At 74.5% G+C, this 25,893-nt stretch carries 25 protein-coding genes; 10 read left to right on the top strand and 15 right to left on the bottom strand.

Annotated features, from left to right (window positions below; genetic code table 11):
* Window positions 1-243: 243 nt before the first annotated feature.
* The gene (locus LN037_RS00415) at window positions 244-657 is read right to left on the bottom strand and encodes a TIGR03668 family PPOX class F420-dependent oxidoreductase (protein WP_230748772.1); all 414 of its coding nucleotides are present in this window, start codon (window positions 655-657) and stop codon (window positions 244-246) included.
* The gene (locus LN037_RS00410; RefSeq protein WP_230748770.1) at window positions 657-1,508 is read right to left on the bottom strand and encodes an LLM class F420-dependent oxidoreductase; all 852 of its coding nucleotides are present in this window, start codon (window positions 1,506-1,508) and stop codon (window positions 657-659) included. Before LN037_RS00410 ends, LN037_RS00415 begins: the two co-directional genes overlap by 1 nt.
* A gap of 40 nt (window positions 1,509-1,548) precedes the next feature.
* Between LN037_RS00410 and glsA the strand changes: the two genes are divergently transcribed.
* Genes glsA through LN037_RS00395 form a run of 3 tightly spaced genes read left to right on the top strand, consistent with a single transcriptional unit; the run spans window position 1,549 to window position 4,409 of the window.
* The gene (gene glsA, locus LN037_RS00405) at window positions 1,549-2,658 is read left to right on the top strand and encodes a glutaminase A (RefSeq protein WP_230749480.1); all 1,110 of its coding nucleotides are present in this window, start codon (window positions 1,549-1,551) and stop codon (window positions 2,656-2,658) included.
* A gap of 31 nt (window positions 2,659-2,689) precedes the next feature.
* Window positions 2,690-3,451 (top strand): SDR family NAD(P)-dependent oxidoreductase, encoded by a 762-nt coding sequence (locus tag LN037_RS00400; RefSeq protein WP_230748768.1) that lies wholly within the window; start codon window positions 2,690-2,692, stop codon window positions 3,449-3,451.
* Between the two features lie 40 nt (window positions 3,452-3,491).
* Window positions 3,492-4,409 (top strand): alpha/beta hydrolase, encoded by a 918-nt coding sequence (locus LN037_RS00395; RefSeq protein WP_230748766.1) that lies wholly within the window; start codon window positions 3,492-3,494, stop codon window positions 4,407-4,409.
* A gap of 18 nt (window positions 4,410-4,427) precedes the next feature.
* Here LN037_RS00395 and LN037_RS00390 read toward each other — a convergent pair whose 3' ends face one another.
* Window positions 4,428-5,225 (bottom strand): helical backbone metal receptor, encoded by a 798-nt coding sequence (locus LN037_RS00390; protein ID WP_230748764.1) that lies wholly within the window; start codon window positions 5,223-5,225, stop codon window positions 4,428-4,430.
* An 82-nt stretch (window positions 5,226-5,307) separates the two neighbouring features.
* On the opposite strand from LN037_RS00390, the gene LN037_RS00385 reads away from it, so the two are divergent.
* Window positions 5,308-6,693, top strand: a complete 1,386-nt coding sequence (locus tag LN037_RS00385) for a WS/DGAT domain-containing protein (protein WP_230748762.1) — start codon at window positions 5,308-5,310, stop codon at window positions 6,691-6,693.
* Window positions 6,694-6,784: 91 nt separating this feature from the next.
* Window positions 6,785-8,314, top strand: a complete 1,530-nt coding sequence (locus LN037_RS00380; RefSeq protein WP_230748761.1) for an NHL repeat-containing protein — start codon at window positions 6,785-6,787, stop codon at window positions 8,312-8,314.
* Here the strand turns inward: LN037_RS00380 and LN037_RS00375 are convergent.
* On the bottom strand, window positions 8,311-9,126 hold the full coding sequence (locus tag LN037_RS00375) for a mycofactocin-coupled SDR family oxidoreductase (protein WP_230749478.1): 816 nt from the start codon (window positions 9,124-9,126) through the stop codon (window positions 8,311-8,313). The two genes, LN037_RS00380 and LN037_RS00375, sit on opposite strands and share 4 nt — an antisense overlap.
* A 94-nt stretch (window positions 9,127-9,220) precedes the next feature.
* Here LN037_RS00375 and LN037_RS00370 point away from each other — a divergent pair, with 94 nt between their 5' ends.
* Both LN037_RS00370 and LN037_RS00365 read left to right on the top strand, forming a co-directional pair.
* On the top strand, window positions 9,221-10,990 hold the full coding sequence (locus tag LN037_RS00370) for a flavin-containing monooxygenase (RefSeq protein WP_230748759.1): 1,770 nt from the start codon (window positions 9,221-9,223) through the stop codon (window positions 10,988-10,990).
* Complete coding sequence (locus tag LN037_RS00365) at window positions 10,987-12,564, top strand: hypothetical protein (RefSeq protein WP_230748757.1); 1,578 nt, start codon at window positions 10,987-10,989, stop codon at window positions 12,562-12,564. The genes LN037_RS00370 and LN037_RS00365 overlap by 4 nt, the downstream gene beginning before the upstream one ends.
* Here LN037_RS00365 and LN037_RS00360 read toward each other — a convergent pair.
* From LN037_RS00360 to LN037_RS00350, 3 genes are all read right to left on the bottom strand, one after another.
* The gene (locus tag LN037_RS00360) at window positions 12,561-13,025 is read right to left on the bottom strand and encodes a PPOX class F420-dependent oxidoreductase (RefSeq protein WP_230748755.1); all 465 of its coding nucleotides are present in this window, start codon (window positions 13,023-13,025) and stop codon (window positions 12,561-12,563) included. The genes LN037_RS00365 and LN037_RS00360 overlap by 4 nt on opposite strands.
* A gap of 17 nt (window positions 13,026-13,042) precedes the next feature.
* Window positions 13,043-13,972, bottom strand: coding sequence for a DUF389 domain-containing protein (locus tag LN037_RS33225; protein ID WP_230748753.1), 930 nt, complete (start codon window positions 13,970-13,972; stop codon window positions 13,043-13,045).
* 95 nt (window positions 13,973-14,067) lie between these two features.
* Window positions 14,068-14,556, bottom strand: a complete 489-nt coding sequence (locus LN037_RS00350; RefSeq protein ID WP_230748751.1) for a MarR family winged helix-turn-helix transcriptional regulator — start codon at window positions 14,554-14,556, stop codon at window positions 14,068-14,070.
* Between the two features lie 89 nt (window positions 14,557-14,645).
* Between LN037_RS00350 and LN037_RS00345 the strand changes: the two genes are divergently transcribed.
* Window positions 14,646-15,284 carry an FMN-dependent NADH-azoreductase gene (locus LN037_RS00345; protein WP_230748750.1) on the top strand — a complete coding sequence of 213 codons (639 nt, stop codon included), beginning with the start codon at window positions 14,646-14,648 and terminating at the stop codon, window positions 15,282-15,284.
* A gap of 47 nt (window positions 15,285-15,331) precedes the next feature.
* On the opposite strand, the gene icmF is transcribed toward LN037_RS00345, so the two are convergent.
* Together icmF and LN037_RS00335 are read right to left on the bottom strand one after the other, a co-directional pair.
* Window positions 15,332-18,568 carry a fused isobutyryl-CoA mutase/GTPase IcmF gene (gene icmF, locus LN037_RS00340; protein WP_230748748.1) on the bottom strand — a complete coding sequence of 1,079 codons (3,237 nt, stop codon included), beginning with the start codon at window positions 18,566-18,568 and terminating at the stop codon, window positions 15,332-15,334.
* Between the two features lie 86 nt (window positions 18,569-18,654).
* Window positions 18,655-19,227, bottom strand: a complete 573-nt coding sequence (locus LN037_RS00335; protein ID WP_230748747.1) for an NUDIX hydrolase — start codon at window positions 19,225-19,227, stop codon at window positions 18,655-18,657.
* Window positions 19,228-19,374: 147 nt separating this feature from the next.
* On the opposite strand from LN037_RS00335, the gene LN037_RS00330 reads away from it, so the two are divergent.
* Together LN037_RS00330 and LN037_RS00325 are read left to right on the top strand one after the other, a co-directional pair.
* Window positions 19,375-19,530 carry a hypothetical protein gene (locus LN037_RS00330; protein ID WP_230748745.1) on the top strand — a complete coding sequence of 52 codons (156 nt, stop codon included), beginning with the start codon at window positions 19,375-19,377 and terminating at the stop codon, window positions 19,528-19,530.
* 158 nt (window positions 19,531-19,688) lie between these two features.
* Entirely contained in the window at window positions 19,689-20,207 is a 519-nt protein-coding gene (locus tag LN037_RS00325) for a hypothetical protein (RefSeq protein ID WP_230748743.1), read from the top strand.
* Here LN037_RS00325 and LN037_RS00320 read toward each other — a convergent pair.
* From LN037_RS00320 to LN037_RS00295, 6 genes are read right to left on the bottom strand one after another with little or no spacing between them, the layout of a single operon-like run.
* Complete coding sequence (locus LN037_RS00320; RefSeq protein WP_230748741.1) at window positions 20,170-21,984, bottom strand: glycoside hydrolase family 15 protein; 1,815 nt, start codon at window positions 21,982-21,984, stop codon at window positions 20,170-20,172. The genes LN037_RS00325 and LN037_RS00320 overlap by 38 nt on opposite strands.
* A 55-nt stretch (window positions 21,985-22,039) precedes the next feature.
* A complete protein-coding gene (locus LN037_RS00315) occupies window positions 22,040-22,660 on the bottom strand; it encodes a hypothetical protein (RefSeq protein ID WP_230748739.1) in 621 nt (206 codons plus the stop codon).
* Complete coding sequence (locus LN037_RS00310) at window positions 22,657-23,184, bottom strand: hypothetical protein (protein ID WP_230748737.1); 528 nt, start codon at window positions 23,182-23,184, stop codon at window positions 22,657-22,659. The genes LN037_RS00315 and LN037_RS00310 overlap by 4 nt, the downstream gene beginning before the upstream one ends.
* A gap of 60 nt (window positions 23,185-23,244) precedes the next feature.
* Entirely contained in the window at window positions 23,245-24,258 is a 1,014-nt protein-coding gene (locus LN037_RS00305) for a nitronate monooxygenase (protein ID WP_230748735.1), read from the bottom strand.
* Between the two features lie 22 nt (window positions 24,259-24,280).
* Window positions 24,281-24,826, bottom strand: coding sequence for a 2'-5' RNA ligase family protein (locus LN037_RS00300; protein WP_230748733.1), 546 nt, complete (start codon window positions 24,824-24,826; stop codon window positions 24,281-24,283).
* A gap of 32 nt (window positions 24,827-24,858) precedes the next feature.
* Window positions 24,859-25,821 carry a pseudouridine synthase gene (locus LN037_RS00295; RefSeq protein ID WP_230748731.1) on the bottom strand — a complete coding sequence of 321 codons (963 nt, stop codon included), beginning with the start codon at window positions 25,819-25,821 and terminating at the stop codon, window positions 24,859-24,861.
* Between the last annotated feature and the right edge of the window lie 72 nt (window positions 25,822-25,893).

Raw genomic sequence — 25,893 nt, 5'->3', positions numbered from 1 at the left:
GCGCCACGCACACATCGCGACGACCGACGTTCGTCGACGCGGGACGAGGACGAGCATGATCGGGACGTCGTGAGCGACACGCGCACGTGGTGCCGCGACGCGCTCACGACGTCGGCCCCGCACGAGGCCGCGGGCCGGCGGGTGTGCGCGACGCGGGCGTCGAGCCTGATCGACGATGGGGCGTTCCTGCCACTGGATGCAGGCAACGACGCTTTCCTGCCACCGAGAGGGGCCGCGGAACCCTCAGGAGGCGGACCACCCCGACCACCGCGACACCACGACCTCGATCACCGGTCCCTCCGGTGGGTCCGCCGCGTGCTGGGCATACCGCGCGGCCAGGGCGGAGCGCGCCTCGTCGAGCACGTCCCGGCGGACGGTGGCGATCCCGTCGGCGCGCGCCCACCAGAGGGTCGACCAGTCGTCGGAGTACTCGTCGGCGAGCAGGGACACCGCCGGGGTCGCCTCGATGTGGCGCAGACGAGCGAGGTCCCGGGTCCGCTTCGGTTTCTGGTCGATCGCGACGAGCACCCGGGTGTCGACCACCGCGAACACGACCGGCACCAGGTGCGGCGCGCCGGCGGGGGTCACCGTCCCGAGCCGGGCGACGCGCGCGGCGGCGAACCGGGCGCGCGCGTCGTCGGGCCCGAGCGTCGGCATCAGTGCTGCGCCACCAGCGGGGCGAGGTCGTCGAGCTCCTTGAGCACGGTGTCGCGGTCGGCGCTGGAGACGCCGTAGATCGCGCGGTCGAGCCCGGCGCGGTGGTAGCCGTCGAGGGCGGCCTGCGAGGTCTCGGCGCCGAACAGCGACATCGGGATCCGGCCGCGGCCCGCGTCGGCGGCGCGCTGCTGGAGCTTCTCGGCGCGCTCGACGAACTCCTCGAGGTTGTCGGGCCCGACGCGCTGCGGGAGCCACTCGTCGCCGAACTCCAGGATGCGGTCCTCGACGGTCGGGCCCATGCCGCCGACGATCACCGGCGGGTGCGGCGAGGTGACCGGCTTCGGCCAGGCCCAGGAGGTCTCGAAGCGGACGAACTCGCCGTCGTAGGAGGCCTCCTCCTGCGTCCACAGCGCCTTCATGGCGTTCACCTGCTCGCCGAGGCGGCGCATGCGGGTCTTCGGGTTCGTCCCGTGGTCGGCCATCTCCTCGCGGTTCCACCCGCCGCCGATGCCGAACAGGAAGCGTCCGCCGGAGAGCCGGTCGAGCGAGGCGACCTCCTTGGCGGTGTGGATGGGGTCGCGTTGGATGAGCAGGCAGATGCCGGTCGCGACCTTCAGCGTCGTCGTCGCGGCGGCGGCGAAGGACAGGGCGACGAACGGGTCGTACGTGTGGACGTACATCCGCGGCAGGTCCCCGCCGCCGGGGTAGGGCGACTGCCGGGAGACCGGGATGTGGGAGTGCTCCGGGAACCAGAGCGAGTCGAACCCGCGGTCCTCGACCTCCTTCGCCAGGGTCGCCGGGTCGATCGCGTAGTCCGTCGGGAACATCATGATGCCGTGCTGCACGTCCACGGGTTCCCCACCGTGCCGATCACCCATGCCGCACGTCATCATGCGCGTCGTGTCGTGGGAAGAGACGCTCACCGAGCAGGAGAAGCGGCGTGCCCGGGAGCAGCTCGAGCAGCTGTTGGAACGGCAGGCCCGGATGGGGCACGCCGACGTCGTCACGTACTACCCGCCCGAGGCGATCGCGCAGCGCGACCTCTTCGCCCTCGCGGGGACGCACGTCGACGGCACGCAGTGGGCGGTGGGGGACTGCGACCACCGCTTCCCGCTGCAGTCGATCTCGAAGGTGTTCACCTATGCGTTGGCGCTGGAGGACAACGGGCGGGAGACGACGCTGACCCGGGTCGGCGTCGAGCCCTCCGGTGACCCGTTCAACGCGCTCGAGTTCGACTGGAACAACCGCCGCCCGCACAACCCGATGGTCAACGCGGGTGCGTTGGTGGCCGCCGACATCCTGGGCGGGTCGGACGTCGACGAGAAGATCGGCCGGCTCCTCGAGCGGATGCGGATCTACGCCGGCAACCCGGACCTCGAGGTCGACGAGGACCTGCTCGAGTCGATGATGGCCGAGGCCGACCGCAACCTCGGCATCAGCTACTACATGCGCTCGCTGGGGATGCTCGTCGGCGAGGTCGAGGAGATCCTGCGGGTGTACCTCGCGGCGTGCTCGGTGCACGTCAGCACCGCGGAGCTCTCGGAGATGGGCTCGACCCTGGCCAACGGCGGCGTCAACCCGCGCACCGGCGAGCGGGCGATGCCGCGCACCTACGTGCGCGACGTCATCGGCGTGATGTTCACCTGCGGCATGTACGACGCCGCGGGCCAGTGGGCCAACGACGTCGGGATCCCGGCCAAGAGCGGGGTGTCCGGCGGGATCATGGCCGCGATCCCGAACCAGGTGGGCCTGTCGGTGTTCTCGCCCGGCCTGGACATGCACGGCAACTCGGTGCGCGGCATCAACGTGTTCCGCGAACTCTCCGACCGCTTCGGGCTGCACATCTTCGCCGATCCGGAGGAGACCCAGCTCGGGCGCCTCGGCGGCCGCGTCTGGCCCGAGCCCGCACCGGAGCCGGAGCCGGGGGCGCTCGACCCGGAGCCCCGGGAGGAACTCCCCGAGGACGGGGCGCCGGCGGCGATCGAGAACGCCCGGGTGTAGTCCGGTCCCGGAACTGGATACGGTGCCCGCCGTGGGCATCCTCGATCGTTTCCGTCTCGACGACCGCGTCGCCGTGGTCACCGGCGCCTCCTCCGGGCTCGGCGCCGTGTTCGCCCGGACCCTCGCCGAGGCGGGGGCCGACGTGGTGCTCGGCGCCCGCCGGGTCGACCGCCTCGACGAGACCCGGGCCGCCGTCGAGAAGGCCGGGCGGCGCGCCCTCGCGGTCCGCACCGACGTGGCGTCCCCGGAGGACTGCCAGGGCCTGATCGAGGCCGCGACGGGCGAGTTCGGGCGGGTCGACGTGCTCGTCAACAACGCCGGCATCGGCACCGCGGTGCCGGCGACGAAGGAGACCCCGGACCAGTTCCGGGAGGTCATCGACGTCAACCTCAACGGCTGCTACTGGATGGCCCAGGCCGCCGCGCGGGTGATGGGCGAGGGCAGCTCGATCGTCAACGTCTCGTCAGTCCTCGGCCTGACGACGGCGGGTCTGCCGCAGGCCGCGTACTCGGCCTCCAAGGCCGGTCTGATCGGCCTGACCCGGGACCTCGCCCAGCAGTGGACGCCCCGCAAGGGCATCCGCGTGAACGCCCTCGCCCCCGGGTTCTTCACCTCGGAGATGACCGACTCCTACCAGGACGGCTACCTCGAGTCGCAGCTGCCGCGGGTGCTCGCCCGCCGCATCGGCGACCCCGAGGAGCTCGCGGCGGCGCTGATCTTCCTGGTCTCCGACGCCGGGTCCTACTGCACCGGGATCACGCTGCCGGTCGAGGGCGGCCTGCTCACCAGCTGAGCCCTCGACGCGGGCCGGGCCGGGGGTGTGGGATCGGCGGGTGAGCTGGGACCCCGAGCTGGCCGCGGCCCTGCCCGCGCTGCCCGACCTGCACATCGCCGACCTCGACGTCGCCCGCGCCCGGGTGCGGGACCTGGCCGCCCGCGCCCCGGCCCCGCCGCCGGGGGCGGTCGTCGAGGACACGGTGCCGGGCCCCGGCGGCCCGGTCCGCGTGCTGGTCGCGCCGCCGCCCGGCCCGGTCACGACGACGGTCCCGGGACTGCTCGTGCTGCACGGCGGCGGCTTCGTCATGGGCTCCGCGGACATGTCCGCCGCGCTCGCCGCCGACCTCGCCGCGGCGCTCGGCGCCCTGGTCGTGGTGCCCGACTACCGGCTCGCGCCCGAGCACCCGTACCCGGCCGCGCTCGACGACTGCGCCGCCGCGCTCGACTGGCTCGCCGCCCGACCGGAGGTCGACCCCGCCCGCGTCGCCCTGCACGGCATGAGCGCGGGCGGCGGGCTGGCGGCCGCGCTGACCCTGCGCGTCCGCGACCACGGCGGTCCCGCCGTGTGCTTCCAGGTCCTCGACGCGCCGGAGGTCGACGACCGGCTGGACACCCCGTCGATGCGGGCGTTCACCGACACCCCGCTGTGGAGCCGGCCCGACGCCGAGCTGAGCTGGCGGCACTACCTGCGGGGACACGGCGGCGCGGTGCCGGTGTATGCCGCGCCCGCCCGGGCGACCGACCTCGCGGGCCTGCCCCCGGCCTACGTCGTGGTCTACGAGAACGACCCGCTGCGCGACGAGGGCCTCGCCTACGCGGGCGGGCTGCTGGCGGCCGGGGTGAGCGTGGAGCTGCACCTGTTCCCGGGCACCTTCCACCGCTCGGTGATCCTCGCCGGCGCGGCGGTGTCGCAGCGCCAGGCCGCCGAGACGGTGGCCGTGCTGCGAGGTGGCCTCCGGCCACGTGAGCAGTAGAGGTCGCTATGGCGACCGTTACTGCTCACCTGCGCGCAGCGCACCCGGCAGCGTCGTCGCCGCCTCGAGCAGGCTCGGCCCGTACCAGGTCAGCAGCCGGCCGCTGACCAGCGCGGCGGGCACCGCGAACGCCTCCGGCCCGTCGTCGGCGGTGAACCGGTAGGGCTCGTCGGGCAGGACGACGAGGTCGTGGGGCGGGAGGTCCGCCGGGTCGAAACGGGGGTAGCGCTCGGCGGACGGCCCGCCGTCGGCGAGGGCGTTGTCGACGCCGAGCCGGTCGAGCAGGGCGCCGGCGAAGGTGTCGCAGCCAACCGCCATCCAGGGCTTGCGCCAGATCGGGACGATCGCGGTGCGCCGCTCGTCGTCGGGGACCCGCTCGATCTCGCTCCACGCCTTCTCCGCGCCCTCGAGCCACGCCGGCCGCTCCAGGCCGCAGGCGGCGAGCATGCCGTCGAGGCTGGTGAACGCCCCGTCCACGGTGCGGATGTCGGTGACGTAGACCGCGAGGCCGCGGGCGCGCAGCTCCGCCACGTGCTCGGGCTTGTTCTCCTCGTCGTTCGCGACGACGAGGTCGGGCTCGAGGGCGACGATCGCGTCGAGGTCGGGGTTCTTGGTGCCGCGGATGCGGGCGGGCGGGGTGACGACGAGCTCGTCGAGGTCGGTCGGGTGGGTGCACCAGTCGGTGACGCCGACGAGCAGGTGCGGGTCGGAGACGCCGATCGCCTCGGTGAGCGAGGGGACCAGGCTGACCACGCGGCGGACCTTGTCGGGCACCGGGACGCTCGTCCCCTGGTCGTCGATCGGCGTGGCGTTCATGGTCACCAGTCTGCCGGGTGCCGCTGCACCGTGGTTCCGCTCACCCGGTACCGTCCGTACCTCACACTTCCGGAGGGGTGTCATGGACCGCTGGGCGTCCGGGATCGACACGGCGTGGCTGCAGCTCGAGCAGGAGACCAACCGGATGGTCGTGCACGGGGTGCTGTTCTGCGACGGGACGGTCGACCTCGAGGAACTGCGCACCCGGGTCCGCGAGCGCTGGGTCGACGTCTACCCCGGGTTCCGGCAGCGCCCGACCTGGCCGACCGGCCCGATCGGCCCCGCCCGCTGGGTGGACGCCCCGCCGGACCTCACCGTGCACGTCACGACGATGGCGCTCCCCGCCCCCGGGGACGCCGGGTCGGCGAGCGGAGCGACGGGAGCGGGGGACGAGGTGCTGGCCCGGCGGATCGGCGAGCTGATGTCGTCGCCGCTGCCCGCCGACCGCCCCTGGTGGCGGGTCGAGGCGATCACCGGCTACGACGGGACCGCGATCCACGTCGCGATCCACCACGGTCTGGCCGACGGCGTGGCGCTCAACCACCTGTTCCACGCCCTCGCCGACCCGGTGTCCGACCCCCGGACCCCGGCCGCGTACGTCGCGCCGCCGCGACGTGCCCGCCCGGTGCACGACGTCCGGCTCTTCCGCCGCGAGGTGCGGGACCGGGCCTCCGCGCTGTGGTCGACGGTGAAGCGGGCCCGCACGCCCGGGGGTGCGGCCGAGCTCGGCGCGACCGGGCGGGCGATCAAGAACTCGGCGTGGCTGCTGGCGAGCCCGCCGCGCGAGGCGCCCTCGCCGCTGCAGGGGCGGCCCGGCGTCGCGAAGGGGGCCCGCTGGACCCGGGACGTGGAGCTCGACGTCGTGAAGGCGGCGGGGAAGGCCGCGGGCGGCAGCGTCAACGACGTCCTGTGCGGGGCGATCGCCGGCGCCCTGCGCACCCACCTCGGGCCCGACGTGCCGCGGCTGCGCGCCGTGATGCCGACCAACCTCCGCCCGCTCGACCGGCCGATCTCCGACGACCTCGGCAACGAGTTCGGCCTCGTGCTGCCGCCGCTGCCCACCGACGAGCCCGACCGGTCCCGGCGCATCGAGCGGATGCACCGGTCGATGGCGACGATCAAGCGCACCAACCAGGCCCTGGCGAGCTTCACCGGGATCGCCGCGGCCGGGCTGGGGACGCCGGCGCACACGCAGGCGCTGGTCGCCCGCTACGCCCGCGCCGGATCGCTGATCATCTCGAACGTGCCGGGGCCGCTGGAGGAGCTGACGGTCGGTCCGGTGCGCGTCCGGGACGTCATGTTCTGGGTGCCGTGCTCGGCCCGGCTCGGCCTCGGGGTCTCGGTGCTGTCCTACGCGGGCCGCGTGCGCCTCGGCGTCGACGCGGACCTCGGACTGCTCGGCGGCCACGAGGGACTCGACCGGTTCACGGAGGCGCTGGACGACGAGCTGGCCGCACTCCGGACGTAGGCCACCCGATCGCGGACAACTCCCGCTATGCTGGCAGTCGCTGCCAGCAACAGGAGGCTGGTCGCTCTCGTCCGAGAGAGGAGCGATCTCCGTGTCCCGGGCCGCGTCGAGCCGCCCGTCCACCGTCATCGGCGGAGCCCCACGCCCGCTGCTGCCGGGAGTCGTCCCGACCGAGCTGGTCCCCGCGCGTCGCGCCTGGGCGACCGCCGGACTCGCCGTCGCCGCCGACGGCCGGCTGTGGGCCGCGCACCCCGTCGCCGGTGCCGTCTCGGCGCTGGACCCCGCGACCGGCGACGTCGAGGTCGTCCTCGGCCCGGACGGCCCGCTGACCGCGCCCGTCGCACTCACCCTCGCCGCCGACGGCGCCTGCCACGTCGTCGACGGTCCGCCCGGGCTGCTCTGGCGCCGCGGGCGCAGCGGCACGTCGTGCCTGGTCGCGGACGGGCTCGTCGGGCCCGGGGGGATCGTCGTGCGCGCCGGGCGGCTCGTCGTCGCCGAGACCGGGCCGGAGGGGCGGCTGCTCGAGCTCCTCGGGGACGGCGGGTGCCGGGAGATCGCGACCGGGCTCGACGTCGGCGGGACCCTGGGCGTCGCCCCCGACGGACGCCTGCTGGTCCCGGGCCCGGCCGGCGCGGTGTGGGCGGTCGACCCCGACGGCGCCGCGGAGCGTCTGCTCGACGGCCTCGGGCACCCGGTGGCGGTCCGCGTCGACCGCGCCGGCCGGGTGCTGGTGCTGACCGAGGACGGCACGGTGCTCGCCGACGACGAGGAGACCGCGACCGGGCTGCCCGCCGCAGACGACCTCGCCGTCGGCCCCGACGGCACCTGGTACGTGGCGGGCCGGGGGACCGGCGAGCTGGTCGCGCTCGCCCCCGACGGTGCCCGCCGACAGGTCCTCCCGCCCGGGCTCTCCGGCCCCGGCGGGCTCGCCGTGCTCGGCGGGCGCCTCCACGCCGCCGACCACCACACGCTCGTCGAGGTGGTCGACGGCGGGTTCCGGCTGCTCGGCGACGGCCCCTCGACGTGGCGGGGGCTCGCAGCCGCGGGGACCGAGCTGCTGGCCACGACCGTGGAGGGAGAGCTGCACGCGATGACCCCGGGCGTGGCGAGCCGGCGGCTCGTCGCCGGGCTGGACGGTCCGGCCGGGGTGGTGGTGGCGGCCGGGGAGGTGCTGGTCGCCGAGGCGGGGGCCGACCGGGTCGTGCGGGTCGGTCGGGCGGGCGAGGTCGACCCGGTCGCCTCGGGGTTCGGACGGCCGACGGATCTCGCCGTGGCCGACGGCGAGGTGTGGGTGTCCGACGCGGACCGCGGCCAGGTCGTCCGGCTCTCCGACGGGCTCGTGGTGGCCGCGGGCCTGGGTCGGCCCGAGGGGCTGGTCGCGCACGGGGCGGCGCTCTACGTGGTGGAGGCGGCGGTCGGCCGCCTCACGCGGGTGGACCCGCGCACCCGGACCGCCACACCCGTCGTCGGGAACCTGCCGCCGGCCGGGCTGCCGCCGCACGTCCCGCAGCGGGGGTACGAGGCCCGGCCCGCGCCCTACGCGGCGCTCGCCGTGCACGACGGCGGGCTGGTCGTCGGCCTCCCGGGGACGGGCGGCGTGCTGCGGGTGCGCACCTCCTAGAACTCGGTGACCCCCGCGTCCGGGGCGAGCTCGTGGGCGGTGACGTACCGGGACTCGTCGGAGGCCAGGAACAGCACGGTGTGCGCGACGTCCTCGGGCAGCGTCACGTCGACCGGCAGCAGGTTGGTGAACATCCCGCGCGGGCGCGGGTCCTCCGCCATCGCACGGCCGAGCGCGGACTGCATCGCCTCGCCGGTCATCCCGGTGGCGACGCCCGTCGGGTGCACGCTGTTGACGCGGATCGAGTGCTGCGCGAGCTCGGCGGCGAAGGCCTTCGCCATGCCGCGGACGGCCCACTTGCTCGTGGTGTACGGGACCATGTACGGCTGCACCTTCATGCCCGCGGCCGAGCTGATGACGATGATCGACCCGCCGCCCGCGGTGACCAGGTGCGGTGCCCCGACCATGATCGTGTTCCAGGTGCCGGTGACGTTGACGTCGAGGGTGTCGCGGAAGACCTCGGGCGTGACGCGGTGCCACGTCCGCGGGATGCAGATGCCCGCGTTGGCGACGACGACGTCGAGGCGCCCGAGCCGCGCGACCGCGTCGTCGACGACGGCGCGCAGGCCCTCGAGGTCGCGCACGTCGACTTGCCCGGCCACCGCCCGCCGACCGGTCCGCTCCACCAGGGCCACCGTCTCGTCCAGCTCCGCCGGGGTCGACGAGGCGTAGTCGACGCCCGGCAGCGGCCCGCAGACGTCGACGACGATCACGTCGGCGCCCTCCTCGGCCAGGCGGACCGCGTCGGCCCGCCCCTGCCCGCGTGCCGCGCCGGTGACGAGCGCGACCTTCCCCTCGACCCGTCCGGTCATGTGCGAACCCTCCACGGTGTGTGCGATCACGCAATTGATGGCGGTCAGTGCCATCAAAGTTATCCTGTCCGGGAGTCGACCGGAAGGAGCACCCGTGACGGTGCACCAGGAGCAGGCCGTCGACCTGCCGGCCCTGCGCGCCCGCTACCGCGCCGAGCGCGACCGCCGCCTGCGCCCCGACGGGGACGAGCAGTACACCCCGCTCGCCGCCGAGCGCGGCGCGGGCGACCCGTGGGTCGGTGGCGAGGACCCACGCGCCCCGGTGTGCGACGCCGTCGACGCGCTCGTCGTCGGCGGCGGGTTCGGCGGGCTCGTCGCGGCGGCCCGGCTGCGCGACGCCGGGCTCGAGCGCATCCGGATCGTCGACGCGGCCGGCGACCTCGGCGGCACCTGGTACTGGAACCGCTATCCGGGCGTGGCGTGCGACGTCGAGTCCTACATCTACCTGCCGCTGCTCGAGGAGGTCGGCATCATGCCGACCCGCAAGTACGCGCCCGGCGAGGAGATCCGCCGCCACGCGCAGGCGATCGGGCACCGTTTCGACCTCTACCGCGACGCCCTGTTCCGGACCGAGGTGACGGGCCTGTCCTGGGACGACGAGGCCCGGCGGTGGACCGTGCGCACCGACCGGGGCGACGTCGTCTCCGCCCGCTACGTCGTGATCTCGAGCGGCCCCTTCAACCGGCCGAAGCTGCCCGGCATCCCGGGCCTCGCCGACTTCCGCGGCCACACCTTCCACACCAGCCGCTGGGACTACGCGTACACGGGCGGGGGTCCCGACGGCGGGCTCGACCGGCTCGCCGACCGCCGCGTCGCGATCATCGGCACCGGTGCCACCGCGATCCAGGCCGTCCCGCACCTCGCCGAGGGGGCGCGCCACCTCTACGTCGTGCAGCGCACGCCGTCGTCGGTCGACGAGCGCGGCGACCGCCCGACCGACCCGGCGTGGTGGGACACCCTCGCCCCGGGCTGGCAGCGGACGCGCCGGGAGAACTTCCTCGCCCTCGTCGACGGCCGGCCCGCCGACGTCGACCTCGTCGGCGACCGCTGGACCGACACCGCCCCGGTGCGGGGGACCCGCCGTCGGGAGGCCGGGCGGGAGGACCCGGCGCTGGCGACGGAGCTGGCCGACGCCGAGAAGATGACGGAGATCCGGGCCCGCGTGGACGAGGTCGTCGCCGACCCGGCCGTCGCCGAGGCGCTGAAGCCCTGGTACCGGCAGATGTGCAAGCGCCCCACGTTCTCCGACCGCTACCTGCAGGCCTTCAACCGCCCCGACGTCACGCTGCTCGACACCCGTGGCGCGGGTGCGGAGCGGGTGACGGCCGACGGCATCGTCGTGGACGGCGTGGAGTACCCCGTCGACACGATCGTGCTGGCCACCGGCTTCGAGCTCGGCGTCGACCCCGCCACCCGCGCGGGCGCCGACATCCGCGGGCGCAACGGCCTGCCGCTCGCCGAGTACTGGGCCGACGGGCTGCGGACGCTGCACGGCTGGGTCAGCCGCGGCTTCCCCAACCTGTTCCACCTCGGCTCCACCCAGAACGCCGCCTCCCCGAACTTCGCGCACGTCCTCGAGGTGCAGGCCGAGCACGTCGCCGGCGTGGTCGGGGAGGCCGAGGCACGCGGCGGCGTGCTCGTGGAGCCGAGCGTCGAGGCCGAGGACCGGTGGGTCGCGACCATCCGGGAACGCGCCGTCGACCTGCAGGCCTTCCAGGCGGAGTGCACGCCGGGCTACTACAACGCCGAGGGACGGCCACGACGTCGCTCCGAGCAGTTCGGCGGCGGCCCCGTCGAGTTCCACGCGGTCCTCGCCGACTGGCGCGCCCACGGCGACCGCGCGGAGGTGTTCACGCCGCGATGACCGCCCGCCCCTTCGTCGGCGTCGGGGGGACGCCCGAGCCGCTCGCCCCCGGCGTCGTCCTGTCCGAGCTGGTGCCGCCGAACCCGCTGCACGCCTCCAACGGGCTCGCGTTCGGTCCCGACGGACGGCTGTGGATCGCGCAGTTCCTCGGCGGCACCGTGTCCGCGCTCGACCTCACGACCGGGGAGCTCGACCCCGTCCTGGGGCCCGGTGGTCCGCTGACCGCGCCCGACGACCTCGCGTTCGCCGACGACGGCTCCTGCTACGTGGTCGACCTCCCGCCCGGCCTGGTGTGGCGCCGGGCGCCCGACGGGGCGCTGTCGGTGGTCGCCGACGGCATCCTCGCGCCGGACGGGATCGCGACCTGGCGGGGGCGGTTGTTCGTCAACGAGCTCGCCCCGCGCGGCCGGCTGCTGGAGGTCCTCCCCGAGGGACGGTGGCGGGGGATGGCCGACGGGCTCGCCCTGGGCAACGCCATGGCCGTCGGGCCCGACGGACGGCTCGCGTACCCGCACCTCCTGGGCGGCGAGGTGTGGGCCGTCGACCTCGACGGCGGCGAGCCCGAGTGCCTGCTCGACGGGCTCGACCGGCCGGTCGCGGTCCGGTTCGACGACGCCGGCCGGATGCTGGTGCTCTCGAACGCGGACGGGTCGGTGCTGGTCGTGGGCGACGCGGCGGAGCGGACCTCGACCCGGCCGGACGGCCGGGAGCGCGTGGGCACCGGGGTGGTCGGTGCGGACAACCTCGCCGTGGGACCGGACGGCACCTGGTACGTGACGGGGGCCTTCACCGGCGGCCTGGTGGCGCTGTGCCCGGACGGTTCCCGACGGCAGGTCCTCCCGCCGGGGCTCTGCGGGCCGTTCGGCCTCGCCTCCTGCGGCGGCCGGGTGGTCGCCGCCGACCACCACACGCTGGCCGCGATCGACGACGGGGCGGTGGACGCGCACGAGGTCGGCGTCCACGGGCTGCGGGGAATCGCGGCCCTCGGGCCCGAGCTGGTGGCCACCACCGAGGGCGGCGAGGTGCGCTCCGGCCGGCTCGGCGCCCGGTGGGGACGGCGGGCGTCCGGACTGGACCGCCCGTGCGGGCCGGTGGCCGCCGGGGGAGAGGTGCTGGTCGCCGAGTCGGGATCGGGCCGCGTGGTGCGGGTGGGTCACGCGGGCGAGGTCGACCCCGTCGCGTCGGGCCTCGACCGGCCGGTGGACCTCGCGGTCGCGGACGGCGAGGTGTGGGTGTCCGACGCCGGGCGGGGGCAGGTGGTGCGGGTCTCCGACGGCCTCGTGGCGGCGGCCGGCCTGGCTCGTCCGGAGGGGCTGGTGGCCCACGGGGGCGACCTGTACGTCCTCGAGGCCGCGGCCGGGCGGCTCACGCGGGTGGACCCGCGCACCCGGAGCGCCCGACCCGTCGTCGGGAACCTGCCGCTCGCGACGCTCCCGGCGCACGTGCCCGCGCACGGGTCGGGGACGGGTTCGATCGCACAGCGCCCGGCCCCGTACGCGGCGCTGACCGTGCACGACGGCGCACTGGTCGTCGGCCTGACCGGGACCGGGGGCGTGCTGCGCGTCGGCTGCTAGCCCTTCCCGAGGCGCGCGGGGAAGCCGCCGGTGGCGATCGGGCCCCAGTGCTCGACCGTGAGTCGGATGAGGGTCTTGTCCTCGTCGGCCATGGCCTGCTTGTACTCGTCCCAGTCGGGGTGCTCGCCGGAGATGGAGCGGAAGTACTCGACGAGCGGGTCGAGGGCGTCGGGCATGTCGAGGATCTCCGCGGTGCCCTCGACGTGCACCCACGGGCCCTCGAAGTCGTCGGAGAGCATGCACATCACGACCCGCGGGTCGCGGCGGATGTTCGTCACCTTGGCGCGCTCGGGGTAGGTCGACACCAGCAGGCGCCCCTGCTCGTCGATCCCGACCGTCACCGGGCTGGTCTGGTCACCGCCGTCGGACCGCTTGGTCACGATCACGGCGTGGTGCCGGGTGCGGAGGAAGTCGACCAGCTGCTCGCGGTCGACGCTGTCGTTGGTCGCGATGTTCGCCACTTGTTGATCTTAGTGGCTCAGGCCAGCGGCCGCCGTCCGTGATGCTTCAGCCGGTCCTTGCCGAGCACGACGAGCCCGCCGAGCACGAGGACGAGGGCCACGTCCTCGGCGAGGCGCTGCAGCCCCTGCAGCGCGAGCCCGACGTCGAGGGCCGCGACCCCCATCCCGAGCACGCCGCCCGCCGGGACGAGCGCGAGGGCGATGAGGGCGCCGGCGAGGACGGCCTGGCGGAACGACGTGATGATCAGCAGCCCCGCGACCGCCCCGCCGGCGGCCACCAGCCAGTCGGCGGCGGTCGGGTCGATGACGAGGTGCAGGCCCTCGCTGCTCGCCAGGGTCTTCGGCGACGCGAGGCCGAGGGCCCGCAGCACGAGGAAGGCCAGCCCGCCGCCGACGGCGAGCAGCAGGTAGCCGACGAGCACCGAGACCAGGCCCCGGCGGATCGCGTAGCCGCTGCGACGCACGAGGGCCACGGCGAGCTCGCCGACCGGCTCGAACGCGGGGGTGAGCACCGCCGACGCCGCCAGCGCGAGGGCCTGGGGGACCGGCGGCGAGAGGAGGCCGGCGACGGCGATCGCGCCGCCGACCGTCATGAGGAGGACGTAGTTCAGCGAGAGCCGGCCGTGGTGGCGCAACCGCCGCTCGAACTCCTCCCAGGGCGACTCGTCGGCATCGTCGTCGATCGCGCCCTGGGCGCCGGTGGCGACGAGGCTCTCCACGCCGCCGGTCGCCACCGCGATCGGGCCGTGCCGCTCCGCCTCGGCGGCCGCGGCGAGGACGTCGTCGACCGAGCGGTTCAGCGTCTGCACGGTGATCACGTCGCCCTCGGGCCGGACGCCCGCGCCGCGCTCGACCTTGAGCGCGAGGACGCCGTCGATGGCGGCGAGCCGCGACAACGTCCCGTCGGTCGCCGCGCTCGGGACCGACATCTCGACGGAGTGGTGCACCGACGCCTCCTCACGGTGGACGCCGCCGACCGTCGGTCGGGGGCGGACCGCGATACCCGAGTCGGACGAAAGGCACACACCGACCTCACCGGACGTCAGGCGGTGCAGCCCCCGTCCTGCAGCTCCTGCGCGACCTGGCACGCCGAGGGCTGGTCGGGGTCGGCGGTGGCGAGGCGCGCGAGGAGCTCGCGCAGGGTGTCCTGCTCGCGGGGCTCCAGCGGGGCGAGCATGTGGTCCTCGGCGTCGCGGAGCTTGCGCTCGAGCTCGCACAGGCGGGCCCGGCCGGCGTCGGTGAGCTCCACGCGGCGCGCGCGACGATCGGCGGGATCGGGCCGCCGCTCGACCAGGCCGGCCGCCTGGATCTCGTCGAGCAGGTAGGTCATGACCGTCCGGTCGACCCCGAGCTTCCGCGCGAGGGCGAGCTGGGTGCTCGGCTCGCCCCGGGCGACCGCGGCCAGCACCTGGTAGCCGCGCGGCCCGCCGGGCAGGCCCTCGAGCACCGTCTGCGCGGTGCGCAGGTGGGCGCGCGCGACGCGGCCGAGGGCCCAGCCCAGATCGGACTCCACCTGCCGCGGCGTGCTCACCGTCTCAGGGTACGTGGTTGCGCAGGGAATCTGTGGAGCAGATAGTCTGTTCGACAGAACATCTCGGAAGACGCACACCGGAGGTCGTCATGAGCCTGCTCCGCATCGACAGCAGCATCCGCACGGAGGGCTCGGTGAGCCGTGAGGTGCTGGACAGCCTCGAGCGCTCGTACCTCGAGGCCGACCCGGGCGCCGCGGTCGTCCGCCGCGATCTCGGGCGCGACCCGATCTCGCCGGCGACCTGGGCGGCCGCCGTCGCCGCCGGGATGACGCCGGAGGACCGGCGCAGCGACGAGCAGCGGGCCGCGCTCGCCACGGCGGGCGAGCTCGCCGACGAGCTGGCGGCCGCGGACGCCGTCGTGATCGGCTCGCCGCTCTACAACTTCGGGATCGCCGCCCACCTCAAGAGCTGGGTGGATCTGCTCGTCACCGACCCGCGCTTCGCGCCCGGCACCTCGCCCCTGGCCGGCACGTCCGTGGTGCTCGTGGTCTCCCGCGGCGGCGGGTACGGCCCGGGCACCCCGCGGGAGGGCTGGGACCACGGCACCGGGTGGATCACGCGCATCCTCCGCGACGTGTGGGGCGCCGACGTCACGGTCGTCGAGGCCGAGCTGACCCTGGCCGAGGTCGTCCCGGCCATGGCCGAGCTCCGCCCGCTCGCCGCGCAGAAGCGGGCCGAGGCCCACGAGGCGGCGGCGAAGCTCGGTGTGGCGCTGCGCGCCTCGTGAGCACTCACGGTCGCCACAGCGACCGTGAGTGCTCACCTGAGCGCAGCTCACATGCTGCGCCGGTACTGCCCGCCCACCTCGAAGAACGCCTCGGTGAGCTGACCGAGCGAGCACACGCGGGCGGCCTTCATCAGCTCGTCGAACACGTTCTCCCCGGCGGTCGCCGCCGCCTGCAGTCGCGAGATCGCCTCGGCGGACTCGCTCTGGTGGCGGGCCTGGAAGTCGTCCAGGCGCTGGAGCTGCGAGCTCTTCTCCTCCTCGGTGGCGCGGGAGAGCTCGATCTCCTTCGGCTCCTCACCCTCGGCGTCCTCCGGGGGCAGGAACGTGTTGACGCCGATGATCGGCAGCGAGCCGTCGTGCTTGCGGCCCTCGTAGAGCATCGACTCGTCCTGGATCTTGCCGCGCTGGTAGCCGGTCTCCATGGCGCCCAGCACGCCTCCGCGCTCGGCGATCCGGTCGAACTCCGCGAGCACGGCCTCCTCGACGAGGTCGGTGAGCTCGTCGATGACGAACGAGCCCTGCAGCGGGTTCTCGTTGAGCGAGAGTCCCCACTCGCGGTTGATGATCATCTGGATCGCGAGGGCCCGGCGCACCGACTCCTGCGACGGGGTCGTCACGGCCTCGTCGTAGGCGTTGGTGTGCAGCGAGTTGGCGTTGTCGTAGAGCGCGCAGAGCGCCTGCAGCGTCGTCCGGATGTCGTTGAACTGCATCTCCTGCGCGTGCAGCGAACGACCCGACGTCTGGACGTGGTACTTGAGCTTCTGCGAGCGCTCGTTGGCGCCGTAGCGCTCGCGCATGGCCACCGCCCAGATGCGGCGGGCGACCCGGCCGATCACCGAGTACTCCGCGTCCATGCCGTTGGAGAAGAAGAACGACAGGTTGGGTGCGAAGTCGTCGATGTCCATCCCGCGGGCGAGGTAGGACTCGACGTAGGTGAAGCCGTTCGACAGCGTGAACGCCAGCTGCGAGATGGGGTTCGCCCCGGCCTCGGCGATGTGGTACCCGGAGATCGACACCGAGTAGAAGTTGCGCACCTTGTGCGCGATGAACCACTCCTGGATGTCGGCCATCATCCGCAGGGAGAACTCGGTCGAGAAGATGCAGGTGTTCTGGCCCTGGTCCTCCTTGAGGATGTCGGCCTGCACCGTGCCGCGGACGCTGGACACCGCGTGCGTGACGAGCTCGGCGCGCTTCTCCTCGGAGGGCTCCTCGCCGTGCTCCTCGCGGTACGCGTCCACCACCTGGTCGATCGCGGTGTTGAGGAAGAAGGCGAGTATCGTCGGGGCGGGGCCGTTGATCGTCATCGACACCGAGGTGCTCGGCGAGGTCAGGTCGAACCCGCCGTAGAGCACCTTCATGTCGTCGAGCGTCGCGATCGACACCCCGGACGTGCCGACCTTGCCGTAGACGTCCGGCGGCGTGGCCGGGTCGCGGCCGTAGAGGGTCACCGAGTCGAACGCCGTGGACAGGCGCTTGGCCGGCGAGTCCTCGGAGAGGTAGTGGAAGCGCCGGTTGGTGCGGAACGGGTCGCCCTCCCCGGCGAACATGCGCGCGGGGTCCTCGCCGTCGCGCTTGAACGCGAACACGCCGGCGGTGAAGGGGAAGGACCCGGGGAGGTTCTCCTTGCGCAGGAAGCGCACGACCTCCTCGTCCGCGGTGAACGGCGGCAGCGAGACGCGGTTGACCTTCGACCCGGACAGCGTCTCCTTCGTGAGCTGGACCCGGTTCTCCTTCTCGCGGACGGTGTAGACGAACTCGTCACCCGCGTAGTCCTCCTTGGTCTGCTCCCACCCGCTGAGCAGCGCGTCCGCCTCGCTCGGCAGGTCGCGCTCGGCCTCCTCCAGCACGGCCGGCAGCTCGCCCGCGTCGCGGTCGCCGAGCAGGTCGACCGCCTGCTTCAGCGCCGAGCGCCGCCGCGTCGCGGCGACCATGGTCTCGGTGTCCTCGTGGTAACGGCGCACGGTGGCGGCGATGTCGGCGAGGTAGCGCTCGCGCTCGGCGGGGATGGCCGAGCCGGCGAAGGTGGACACCGCGGTGTCGGGAATCTCGAGGTGCCCGGTGCCCTCGACGAGGCCCTTCTCGCCGAGCAGCGAGACGAGCTCGCCGTAGAGCGCGGTGACGCCCTCGTCGTGGAAGGTGGCGGCGCTGGTGCCGAAGACCGGCATGTCCTCCCAGCTCGCGCCCCACTCGTCGCGGTTGCGCAGCAGCTGGCGCGCGACGTCGCGTCGGGCGTCGTCGCCGCCGCGCCGCTCGAACTTGTTGATCGCGACGACGTCGGCGAAGTCCAGCATGTCGATCTTCTCGAGCTGGGAGGCCGCGCCGAACTCCGGCGTCATGACGTAGAGCGAGACGTCGGCGAACTCGACGATGCCGGCGTCGCCCTGTCCGATGCCCGGGGTCTCGACGATGACCAGGTCGGCCCCGGAGGCGCGCAGCACGGCGATGACGTCGGCGAGGCGCTCCGGCAGGGCGGTGCCCGAACCGCGGTTGGCCATGGAACGGAAGGCCACCGGCCCGCCGAGGGAGTTCATGCGGATGCGGTCGCCGAGCAGGGCGCCGCCGCCCCGACGGCGGGTCGGGTCGACCGCGAGCACGGCCACCTTGAGCTTGTCCTCGCGGTCCATCCGGGTGCGCCGCACCAGCTCGTCGGTGAGCGAGGACTTGCCGGATCCGCCCGTGCCGGTGATGCCGAGGACCGGGACGTGCCGCTCGGCGGTCACGCCGTCGACCCGCTCGCGGACGTCGTCGGGCAGCACCCCGGACTCGGCCATCGTCACCGCGCGGGCCACCACGGCCCGCTCGCCGGTGAACAGCCCGTCCCACGACGACGGGGCCTGCGCCGCGAGGTCCTCGTCGCACTCGCGGATGATCGTGTTGATCATGCCGGGGAGGCCGAGCTGCTGGCCGTCCTGCGGGGAGAAGATGCGGGCGACGCCGTGCGCGTGCAGCTGGTCGATCTCGCGCTGGACGATGACGCCGCCCCCGCCGCCGTAGACGCGGACGTGGCCCGCGCCGCGCTCGCGCAGCAGGTCGACGAGGTAGGTGAAGTACTCGACGTGGCCGCCCTGGTACGAGCTGATCGCGACGGCGTGCGCGTCCTCCTCGACCGCGGCCGAGACGACGTCGTCGACCGAGCGGTCGTGCCCGAGGTGGATCACCTCGGCGCCCTGGCGCTGCAGGATGCGCCGCATGATGTTGATCGCGGCGTCGTGTCCGTCGAACAGGCTGGCGGCGGTCACCACCCGGATCGGGTTGCTCGGCACGTACAGCTCTGATTCGGCCATGTCGCGTCGTCCTCGGTCGCCGGGTGTGGAGGGGAGTACCCCGGCGACGATAGTAGGACGTCCTAGTATTCGCGAGGACCGGTCTGTCACACCTGCCGTTCCGCGACGTACTGCAGGAGGCCGACGAGGGTCCCGGACCCGAGCAGCTCGCCGGCGGCGGCGAGGCGCACGACGTCGGCCACCGGGATCCACTGCGCCTGCCCGGGCTCGTGCCGGTCGAGGGGCGCGTCGCTGCGCTCGACCTCGGTCCAGAGGTGCACGTGGACGGTGGAGACGACGCCGCCGGGCAACGGCTGGAAGGTGATGAGCGGACGCCCGGGGCCGACGGGGGACCAGCCGGTCTCCTCCGCGGTCTCGCGGGCGGCCGCGACCGCCGGTTCCTCGCCGGGGTCGACGCCGCCGCCGGGCAGCTCGTAGCCGTAGCGGCCGACCGGGTAGCGGTAGGTGCGCAGGACGAGGACCTGCTCGTCGCGGACCACCACGGCGACCGCGACCGACGGCAGGTGCACCACCGGGTAGTCGAACCGGTCGCCCTCCGGCGCGGTGACGTCGTGCAGCTCGACGCGGACCGAGGCGTCGTCGTCGTCCGTGGTGACGGTGAGCGGTGCTCCCCACACGGTGGTCACCTCGTGGGTGGCCCAGGCGTCAGCCGGAGTCACACGCGTCCCTTCTGTCTCGACATGCGACGAACGGTCAGAAGAACGGTCACTCGGAGGAGTGATGTGTGGACCTTGTGTGTGTTCGCCGTGACGCTCGGGTACTTCGCTGACCCCGGCCGCCCGGCCGGTCCTACACGAGGGAGCGTCATGATCATCCTCGGCATCATCCTGCTGATCGTCGGGTACATCGTCCCGATCGCCGTGCTGACCTACATCGGGTGGATCCTGGTGGTCGTCGGCCTGATCCTCACCATCCTCGGCGCCGTCGGCCGGGGCGTGGGCGGGCGCAAGACGTTCTTCTAGAACCCCACGTGCCGGGAAGCGGGGGCTACCCGGCGCCGCGGTCGCGAACGCCCGTTCCCGGCGAGGGGAGCGGGCGAGCGCGTCACCGAACGTGATGATCCATGGCGATTTTCGCCAGCTGTCTTCTGTTCTGCTCTACGGAGCGTCACGATCGCTCCATGACTCTCCCCGCGTACTCCGGCCGCCACGCGACGTTCGACGCGACCACGGTCCTCCCCGCCCTACCCGCCGTCCCGCCCTCCGGTGCGCCGCCGGGCCCGCCGGCCCCGGTGACGGCCGCCGCGGTCGTGCTCGGGGTGCAGGGAGCGTTCGGCGTGCTCGGCGTCGGCTTCTTCGGCCTGCTGGCGGTCGCGTTCGGACTCGGCACCGGCGACTACCCGGGCCTGGCCGCCTGCCTGCTCGCCGTGCTGCTGGGGCTGGCCCTGGTGTCCCTGTGGTTCCTGCTCGCCCGACGCGTCCGGACCGGCAGCCGGGCCGCCCGCATCGTGGTGGCGCTGGTGAGCGCGGTCGGTCTCGCGGGCTCCGGGGCGAGCGCCGCCCTCGTCGGGCCGTCCCTGATCACCATCGGCGCGGCCGCGCTGCAGGTGTCGGTCCTCGTGCTGCTCTTCGTGCCGTCGTCGAACGCCTGGTTCCGCGCCGTCAGCCCAGCGCCCGGTCCAGGTTCACCGCCGCACTGATCAGCCCCAGGTGGGTCAGGGCCTGGGGGAAGTTGCCCAGCTGCTCGCCCGAGGCGGAGAGCTCCTCGGCGAACAGCCCGACGTGGTTGGCGTAGGTGAACGCCTTCTCCAGCACGTTGCGGGCCCGGTCGGCCCGGCCCGCCCGGGTGAGCGCCTCGACGTACCAGAACGAGCACAGGTTGAACGTGCCCTCCTCGCCGTCGAGCCCGTCGGACCCGTCCGGCGGGTAGCGCTGCACCAGCGAGTCGACGACCAGGTCGTCCTCGATGCGCGTGAGGGTCGAGAGGAAGCGCGGGTCGGTCGGCCCGGAGAACTTCACCAGCGGCAGGATCAGCAGCCCGGCCTCGACCTGGTCGGTGCCGGGGAACTGCGTGTACGAGCCCAGGTCGTCGTCCCAGCAGTCGCGCTGGACCTCCTCGTAGGCCTCGGCCGCGGCCTTCTCCCACGCCTCCACGGGGGCCGGCAGGCCGCGCTGGCGCGCCAGGCGCAGCGCGCGCTCGAACGCCACCCACACCATCACCCGCGAGTAGGTGTGGAACTGCGGCTCGCCCCGGGACTCCCAGAGCCCCTGGTCGGGCAGGTGCCGGTTGCGGTCCAACCAGTCGAGCGAGCCGCGGACCCGGGTCCACAGGTCGTAGGAGATCGGGGTCTCCTTGTTGGCGATGTAGACCGAGTCCATCACCTCGCCGTAGGTGTCGAGCTGGCGCTGCGCCCCCGCGGCGTTCCCGATCCGCACCGGCCGCGAGCCCCGGTACCCCGACAGGTGCGTCAGCTCGACCTCCTCCGGCGGCGGCGCCCCGTGCACGGTGTAGACCGGCAGCAGACCCGACGTGTCGTCCGCCTCGGCCATCCGCTGCTCGAGCCAGGACAGGAACGCCCGGCCCTCCTCGACGAAGCCCAGCCGCATCAGGGCGTAGGAGGTGAACGCGGCGTCGCGCAGCCAGGCGTACCGGTAGTCCCAGTTGCGCTCCCCGCCGATCTCCTCCGGCAGCCCGGCCGTCGGTGACGCGATCAGCGCTCCGGTCGGCCGGTGCACCATGAGCTTGAGCAGCAGCGCGGAGCGGTGGACCATCTCGCGCCAGCGCCCCGCGTAGGTCGAGCGGGCGAGCCACCGCTGCCAGTAGGCGAGCACCGCGTCCCGCCGCCGGTCCGCCTCGTGCTCGCCGAGCACCTCGACGTCGTTGCGGTGCGGCGCCTCGTCGTGCCAGCTCAGCAGGAAGTCCGCCGCCTCCCCGGCCCCGAGGTCGATCTCCGCGACGACGGCGGGTCCGGTCGCGTCGGGGTCGTCGGCCACCCGGAGAGCCGCCCCGGTGCGCAGCACCAACGCACCGGACCCGTCGTCCGGGAGGAAGACCGCGCCGACGCCGTCCAGGAGCTCCACGGTGTGCCGGGCCCGGGCCCAGTCGAACGCGGGCGCGCAGCGCACGGTGAACCGCTGCCGGCCCCGGACGACGCGCACCGTCCGCACCAGCGGGCGGGTGCCGTCGTCCTCGGGGTCCATGAGGTCGACGACCTCCGACACCGAGTCCGCGTCGAGGAAGCGGGTCATCAGGACGTTGGAGTCGGGCAGGTAGAGCTGCTTGGTGCGGGTGCAGGAGCCCGGGCGGACGGTGAACGCGCTGCGCTCGGCCTCGGCCCCGTCCTCGGTGAGCAGGGCGGAGAACACGGCCGGCGAGTCGAAGTCGGGCAGACACGCGAAGTCGATGCTCCCGTCGGTGCCCACCAGGGCGACCGTCCGCAGGTCGCCGATCACGCCGTGGTCCTCGATGGCCAGCATGATCGGGTGGTACCCCGTGGGGACGGTCCCGACCGGTCCGCCCCCACGGCGTGGGTCACCGCTTGCGGGCGTTCTTCGCCGACCGCTTCGCCTCGGCGACGTCGAGCGCCTCGGCCTTCGCGGCCGCGGCCTCCCGCTCGGCCTCGACGGCCTGCGACTCCGCCTCGACCCGGGTGCGACGGGCCTCCTGGGCGTGGTCGTCGGCGATCTCCTGCGCACGCTGCTCGTCGCGGCGGGCGGCCTGCTTGCGCTGCTGCTCGCGCTCGCGTTCCTGCTGCGCGCGCTGCTCCTTCTCCTGCTCGAGGCGACGATGCTGCTGCTGCTCGGCCTCGCGGGCCCTGCGGCGGGCCTCCTGGTCGCGCTCGCGGCGCTGCTCGAGCCGGTCGTCGGCCACCTCGCGCCGGGCCTGCGCCGCCTGGTCGCGTTCCGCGGCCTCGGTGCGCTGCTGCACCCGGGCGTCGGTGACGTCTCCCTGGCGCGCCAGGTCCGGGTCGCGCAGCAGCGACCCCAGCACCTGCCGCACGCCGCCCTCGACGGCGTCGACGGCCAGCGACGGGCCCCACTCCTTGTTGCCGCCGTTGCCGGTGACCTGGGCCAGGAGCCCCACCGGCAGGCGCACCACGCCGAACCCCAGCGAGATCACGGGTCCCGCCACCGCCGACACCGGGTTGCTCATCGGTCCTCCTCGACCTGTTCGACCGCCTCGAGCGTGCGCGCGGAGCGGCGGGCCTGCTCGGCCCGCTGCTCCTCGTCGCGCACGCGTGTCTCCGCCTCGCCGCGCTCGCGCACGGCCGCCGCCTCGTCGCGCTGCGCCGCCCGCTCCTGGGCCTGCGCGGTCTGCGAGACCACCTGCTCGCGCTGTGCGGTCTCGGCCTCGATGCGCTCCTCGCGGGCGCGGCGCTCGGCCTCGGCCCGCTCCTCGCGCTCGCCGCGGGCGTCCTCGGCGGCCAGGCGCTCGCGCTCCACGCGCAGTTCCTCCGCGCGGGCCTCGGCCTCGGCCTCCTCGCGCTTCTGCCGGGCCTGGGCCTCGGCGCGCTCGGCCTCCTTCTCGGCGTCGGCGCGCTCGGTCTGCAGCTCGCCCTCGGCGCGCAGCGTGTCGTTGCCCGTGACCGCTCCGGCCGCCTTCTTCACGGCGCCCGCGAGCCGGTGGCCCGCGCGGCCGGTCGTACTGGTGTCGGTGGGTTCGGCACCGTCGGACATGGGTCCTCCTCCCGTTCGGCGGGCCGTGGTACCCGAACGACCGAGGAGGGACGCGTCCGATCAGAGCAGGCCGCGCACCACCTCGGCGGCAGGTCCTGCGGTCGCGCGGCGGAAGTGCACGCCGGCCCACAGGTGCAGCCGCTCGGCGTCGCCCGCCTTCGCGGCGGCGACGCGGATCGGCCGCGTCAGGTGGTGCAGCTCCGGGTAGGCGGCCGGCGCGACCGGACCGTGCTCGACGGCGAAGCGGTTCGTCAGTGCCCGCGCGGCGCGGCCCGTGAAGGCCCGCGTGACCGTGGTGCCGGAGAAGGCGGGGTCCGCGAGGGCCTCGCGGTGGGTCGCGGAGGTCCCGGCCTCCTCGGTGCGCAGGAACGCGGTGCCGAGCTGGACCTGCTCCGCGCCGGCGTCGAGCGCCCGCCGGACCCCGGCGGCGTCCGCGATCCCGCCCGCGGCGACCAGCGGCAGGGCGGTCCGCGGCCGGATGGCGCGGACCAGGTCGAGGGTGTCGACGTCGTTCGGCTCGGCCGCGACCGCGTGCGTCCCGCGGTGCCCGCCCGCGTCGGTGCCCTGGACGACGAGGCCGTCGAACCCCGCGTCCGCGGCCGCCCGGGCCTCCTCGGGGCTCGTCACGGTGGCCAGCAGCCGCGCGCCGGTCGCCCGCAGCGCGGCGAGGCGGTCGGGGTCGGGGAGCGCGAAGGTGACGCTGATCGTGTCGGGCGGGTCCGCCGCGAGCACCCGAATCTTCGCGTCCAGGCCCGACCCGTCGTCGGGATCGGCCGCGGGGTGCGGGTCGCCGAGCTCGACGAGCACCGCGCGGGCCTCGGCGGCGATGCGCCGACCGTAGGACGCCACGGCCCGGTCCCGACGACGGGCGCGCGGGCTCGGGTCGGGCAGGAACAGGTTGACCCCGAACGGCCGGTCCGAGCGCTGGCGCAGCTCCGCGAGCTGGGCGGCGAGGGCGTCGGCGGTCAGGTAGCCCCCGGCGAGGTAGCCGAAGCCGCCGGCCCGCGCGACGGCCGCCACCAGCGCCGGCGTGGACGGCCCGCCGGCCATCGGGGCCGCGACGATCGGGTTCACCGGACCGGCCCGCCCCGCCTCGTCAGCCGGACCGGTCGAATGCGTAGTCCCCCGCCGCCTCCCACGGGCCGCCACGGTAGTGCCACAGGGCGAGGGCCTCGACCTCGGTGTCGTACGGGACGTGCGTTTCCCGGACGGTCTCGAGGGTGCGGCGGGCCTCCTCGGGCGTCACCTTGTTCTGGATCGTCACGTGCGGGCGCCAGCGGCGGGCGTCCTGGTCGGACAGGTCGTCCTCGAAGCGCTTCGCGATCGCCCCGCGGATGCCCTCGAGCTCCGAGGACTGCAGCCGCAGACCGACCCCGCGGCCCAGCTTGAACGGCTCGCCCACGTGGATCGCCGGCCGATCGCCGCGCGTGAGCCGGGCGAGCTGGGTCCGGACCTCGTCGAGACGCTCCCCGGGCAGGGCGTGGAACAGCGTGATGTGCGCGCCGACGTGCAGGCGGTCCGCCGGGAACCAGCGTCGGCGCTGGGCGTCCAGGTCGGCCTGGGCGTCGGGGACGAGGACGGCGGAGACGATCAGGGGGTCGGGCACCGGGGCGAGGTACCCGCTGCGGCTCCCGAGGTGCACATCGGGCACGTCCGGCCGCCGCGAACGCGGCGTCAGGGGGTGCCTGCGGGGCCGGCGAGCCAGCCGGCCGGGTCGTCCCACGCCTGCAGGGTCCGCCGCGAGTGCACCGTGACGGGCTCGCCCGACGTGGGGTCCGGCCAGCTCAGCGTCCGCGCCAGCAGCTGCAGGGGCGTGCGGAGGTCGTCCAGCGGGACGTCCCGGAGGTCGGGGTAGAACGGGTCGCCCAGGATCGGGATCCCGAGCGAGCAGAGGTGCAGGCGCAGCTGGTGGGTCCGCCCCGTGCGCGGGGTCAGCCGGTACCGCGCGACCGGCCCGAGCACCGGGTCGTCGCGGTGCCCGACCAGCTCCACGAGCGTCTCGGCGTTCGGTTCGCCGTCCACCTCGCGGGCCGTGACGGTCCCGCGCTCCTTGACGATCCGCGAGCGCACCACCTGCGTCGTCGGGAGCGCCGGGTCGTACCGCGTGACCGCCTCGTAGGTCTTGGCCACCCGCCGGTCGCGGAACAGGTTCTGGAACGTCCCGCGGTCCGCGCGCCGGATCACGAACAGCACGAGCCCCGCGGTGACCCGGTCGAGCCGGTGGGCGGGGGAGAGGTCGGGCAGGCCGAGCTCGTCGCGCAGCCGGACCAGCGCCGTCTCCCGCACGTGCTTCCCGCGGGGGATCGTCGCGAGGAAGTGCGGCTTGTCGGCGACGAGGACGCGGTCGTCGGAGAACGCGACGTCGATGCCGAACGGCACCGGGGCCTCGTCGGGAAGGTCCCGGTGGAACCAGATCGACCCGCCGCTGACGTACGGCGCGTCGGCCGGCAGCGGGCCCTCGGCGTCGTGGAAGCGCCCGGCGTCGAACATGGCGTCGACCTGCGCGGCCGGCAGCGGCACCCGCGTCACCACGTGGTCGCGGATCGTCGCCCACTCGTCCGACACCGGCAGCCGCATGCGCGCCGGGTCGAGCCCGAAGCGGGGCGGCAGAGACTCCGGCGGGCGCACGCTCCCCATTCTGAGCGAAGGGCACCTTCGGTCGATCTACCCGCCCGTGGGCGCCCACGGCCATGTGTGCCCGCGGCCGGC

This window comes from Actinomycetospora soli (assembly GCF_021026295.1).
Taxonomy (GTDB): Bacteria; Actinomycetota; Actinomycetes; order Mycobacteriales; family Pseudonocardiaceae; genus Actinomycetospora; species Actinomycetospora soli.
The sequence above is the reverse complement of the archived record's forward strand: the minus strand, read 5'-3'. Positions and strand labels throughout refer to the sequence as shown.

What these genes read in the sequence shown, in the direction of transcription:
- LN037_RS00415 (WP_230748772.1), bottom strand. Translation starts at nt 657, where the DNA reads ATGCCGACGCTCGGGCCCGACGACGCGCGCGCCCGGTTCGCCGCCGCG.
- glsA (WP_230749480.1), top strand. Translation starts at nt 1,549, where the DNA reads ATGCGCGTCGTGTCGTGGGAAGAGACGCTCACCGAGCAGGAGAAGCGG.
- LN037_RS00390 (WP_230748764.1), bottom strand. Translation starts at nt 5,225, where the DNA reads ATGAACGCCACGCCGATCGACGACCAGGGGACGAGCGTCCCGGTGCCC.
- LN037_RS00385 (WP_230748762.1), top strand. Translation starts at nt 5,308, where the DNA reads ATGGACCGCTGGGCGTCCGGGATCGACACGGCGTGGCTGCAGCTCGAG.
- LN037_RS00375 (WP_230749478.1), bottom strand. Translation starts at nt 9,126, where the DNA reads ATGACCGGACGGGTCGAGGGGAAGGTCGCGCTCGTCACCGGCGCGGCA.
- LN037_RS00365 (WP_230748757.1), top strand. Translation starts at nt 10,987, where the DNA reads ATGACCGCCCGCCCCTTCGTCGGCGTCGGGGGGACGCCCGAGCCGCTC.
- LN037_RS00345 (WP_230748750.1), top strand. Translation starts at nt 14,646, where the DNA reads ATGAGCCTGCTCCGCATCGACAGCAGCATCCGCACGGAGGGCTCGGTG.
- icmF (WP_230748748.1), bottom strand. Translation starts at nt 18,568, where the DNA reads ATGGCCGAATCAGAGCTGTACGTGCCGAGCAACCCGATCCGGGTGGTG.
- LN037_RS00330 (WP_230748745.1), top strand. Translation starts at nt 19,375, where the DNA reads ATGATCATCCTCGGCATCATCCTGCTGATCGTCGGGTACATCGTCCCG.
- LN037_RS00325 (WP_230748743.1), top strand. Translation starts at nt 19,689, where the DNA reads ATGACTCTCCCCGCGTACTCCGGCCGCCACGCGACGTTCGACGCGACC.
- LN037_RS00320 (WP_230748741.1), bottom strand. Translation starts at nt 21,984, where the DNA reads ATGCTGGCCATCGAGGACCACGGCGTGATCGGCGACCTGCGGACGGTC.
- LN037_RS00315 (WP_230748739.1), bottom strand. Translation starts at nt 22,660, where the DNA reads ATGAGCAACCCGGTGTCGGCGGTGGCGGGACCCGTGATCTCGCTGGGG.
- LN037_RS00310 (WP_230748737.1), bottom strand. Translation starts at nt 23,184, where the DNA reads ATGTCCGACGGTGCCGAACCCACCGACACCAGTACGACCGGCCGCGCG.
- LN037_RS00295 (WP_230748731.1), bottom strand. Translation starts at nt 25,821, where the DNA reads ATGGGGAGCGTGCGCCCGCCGGAGTCTCTGCCGCCCCGCTTCGGGCTC.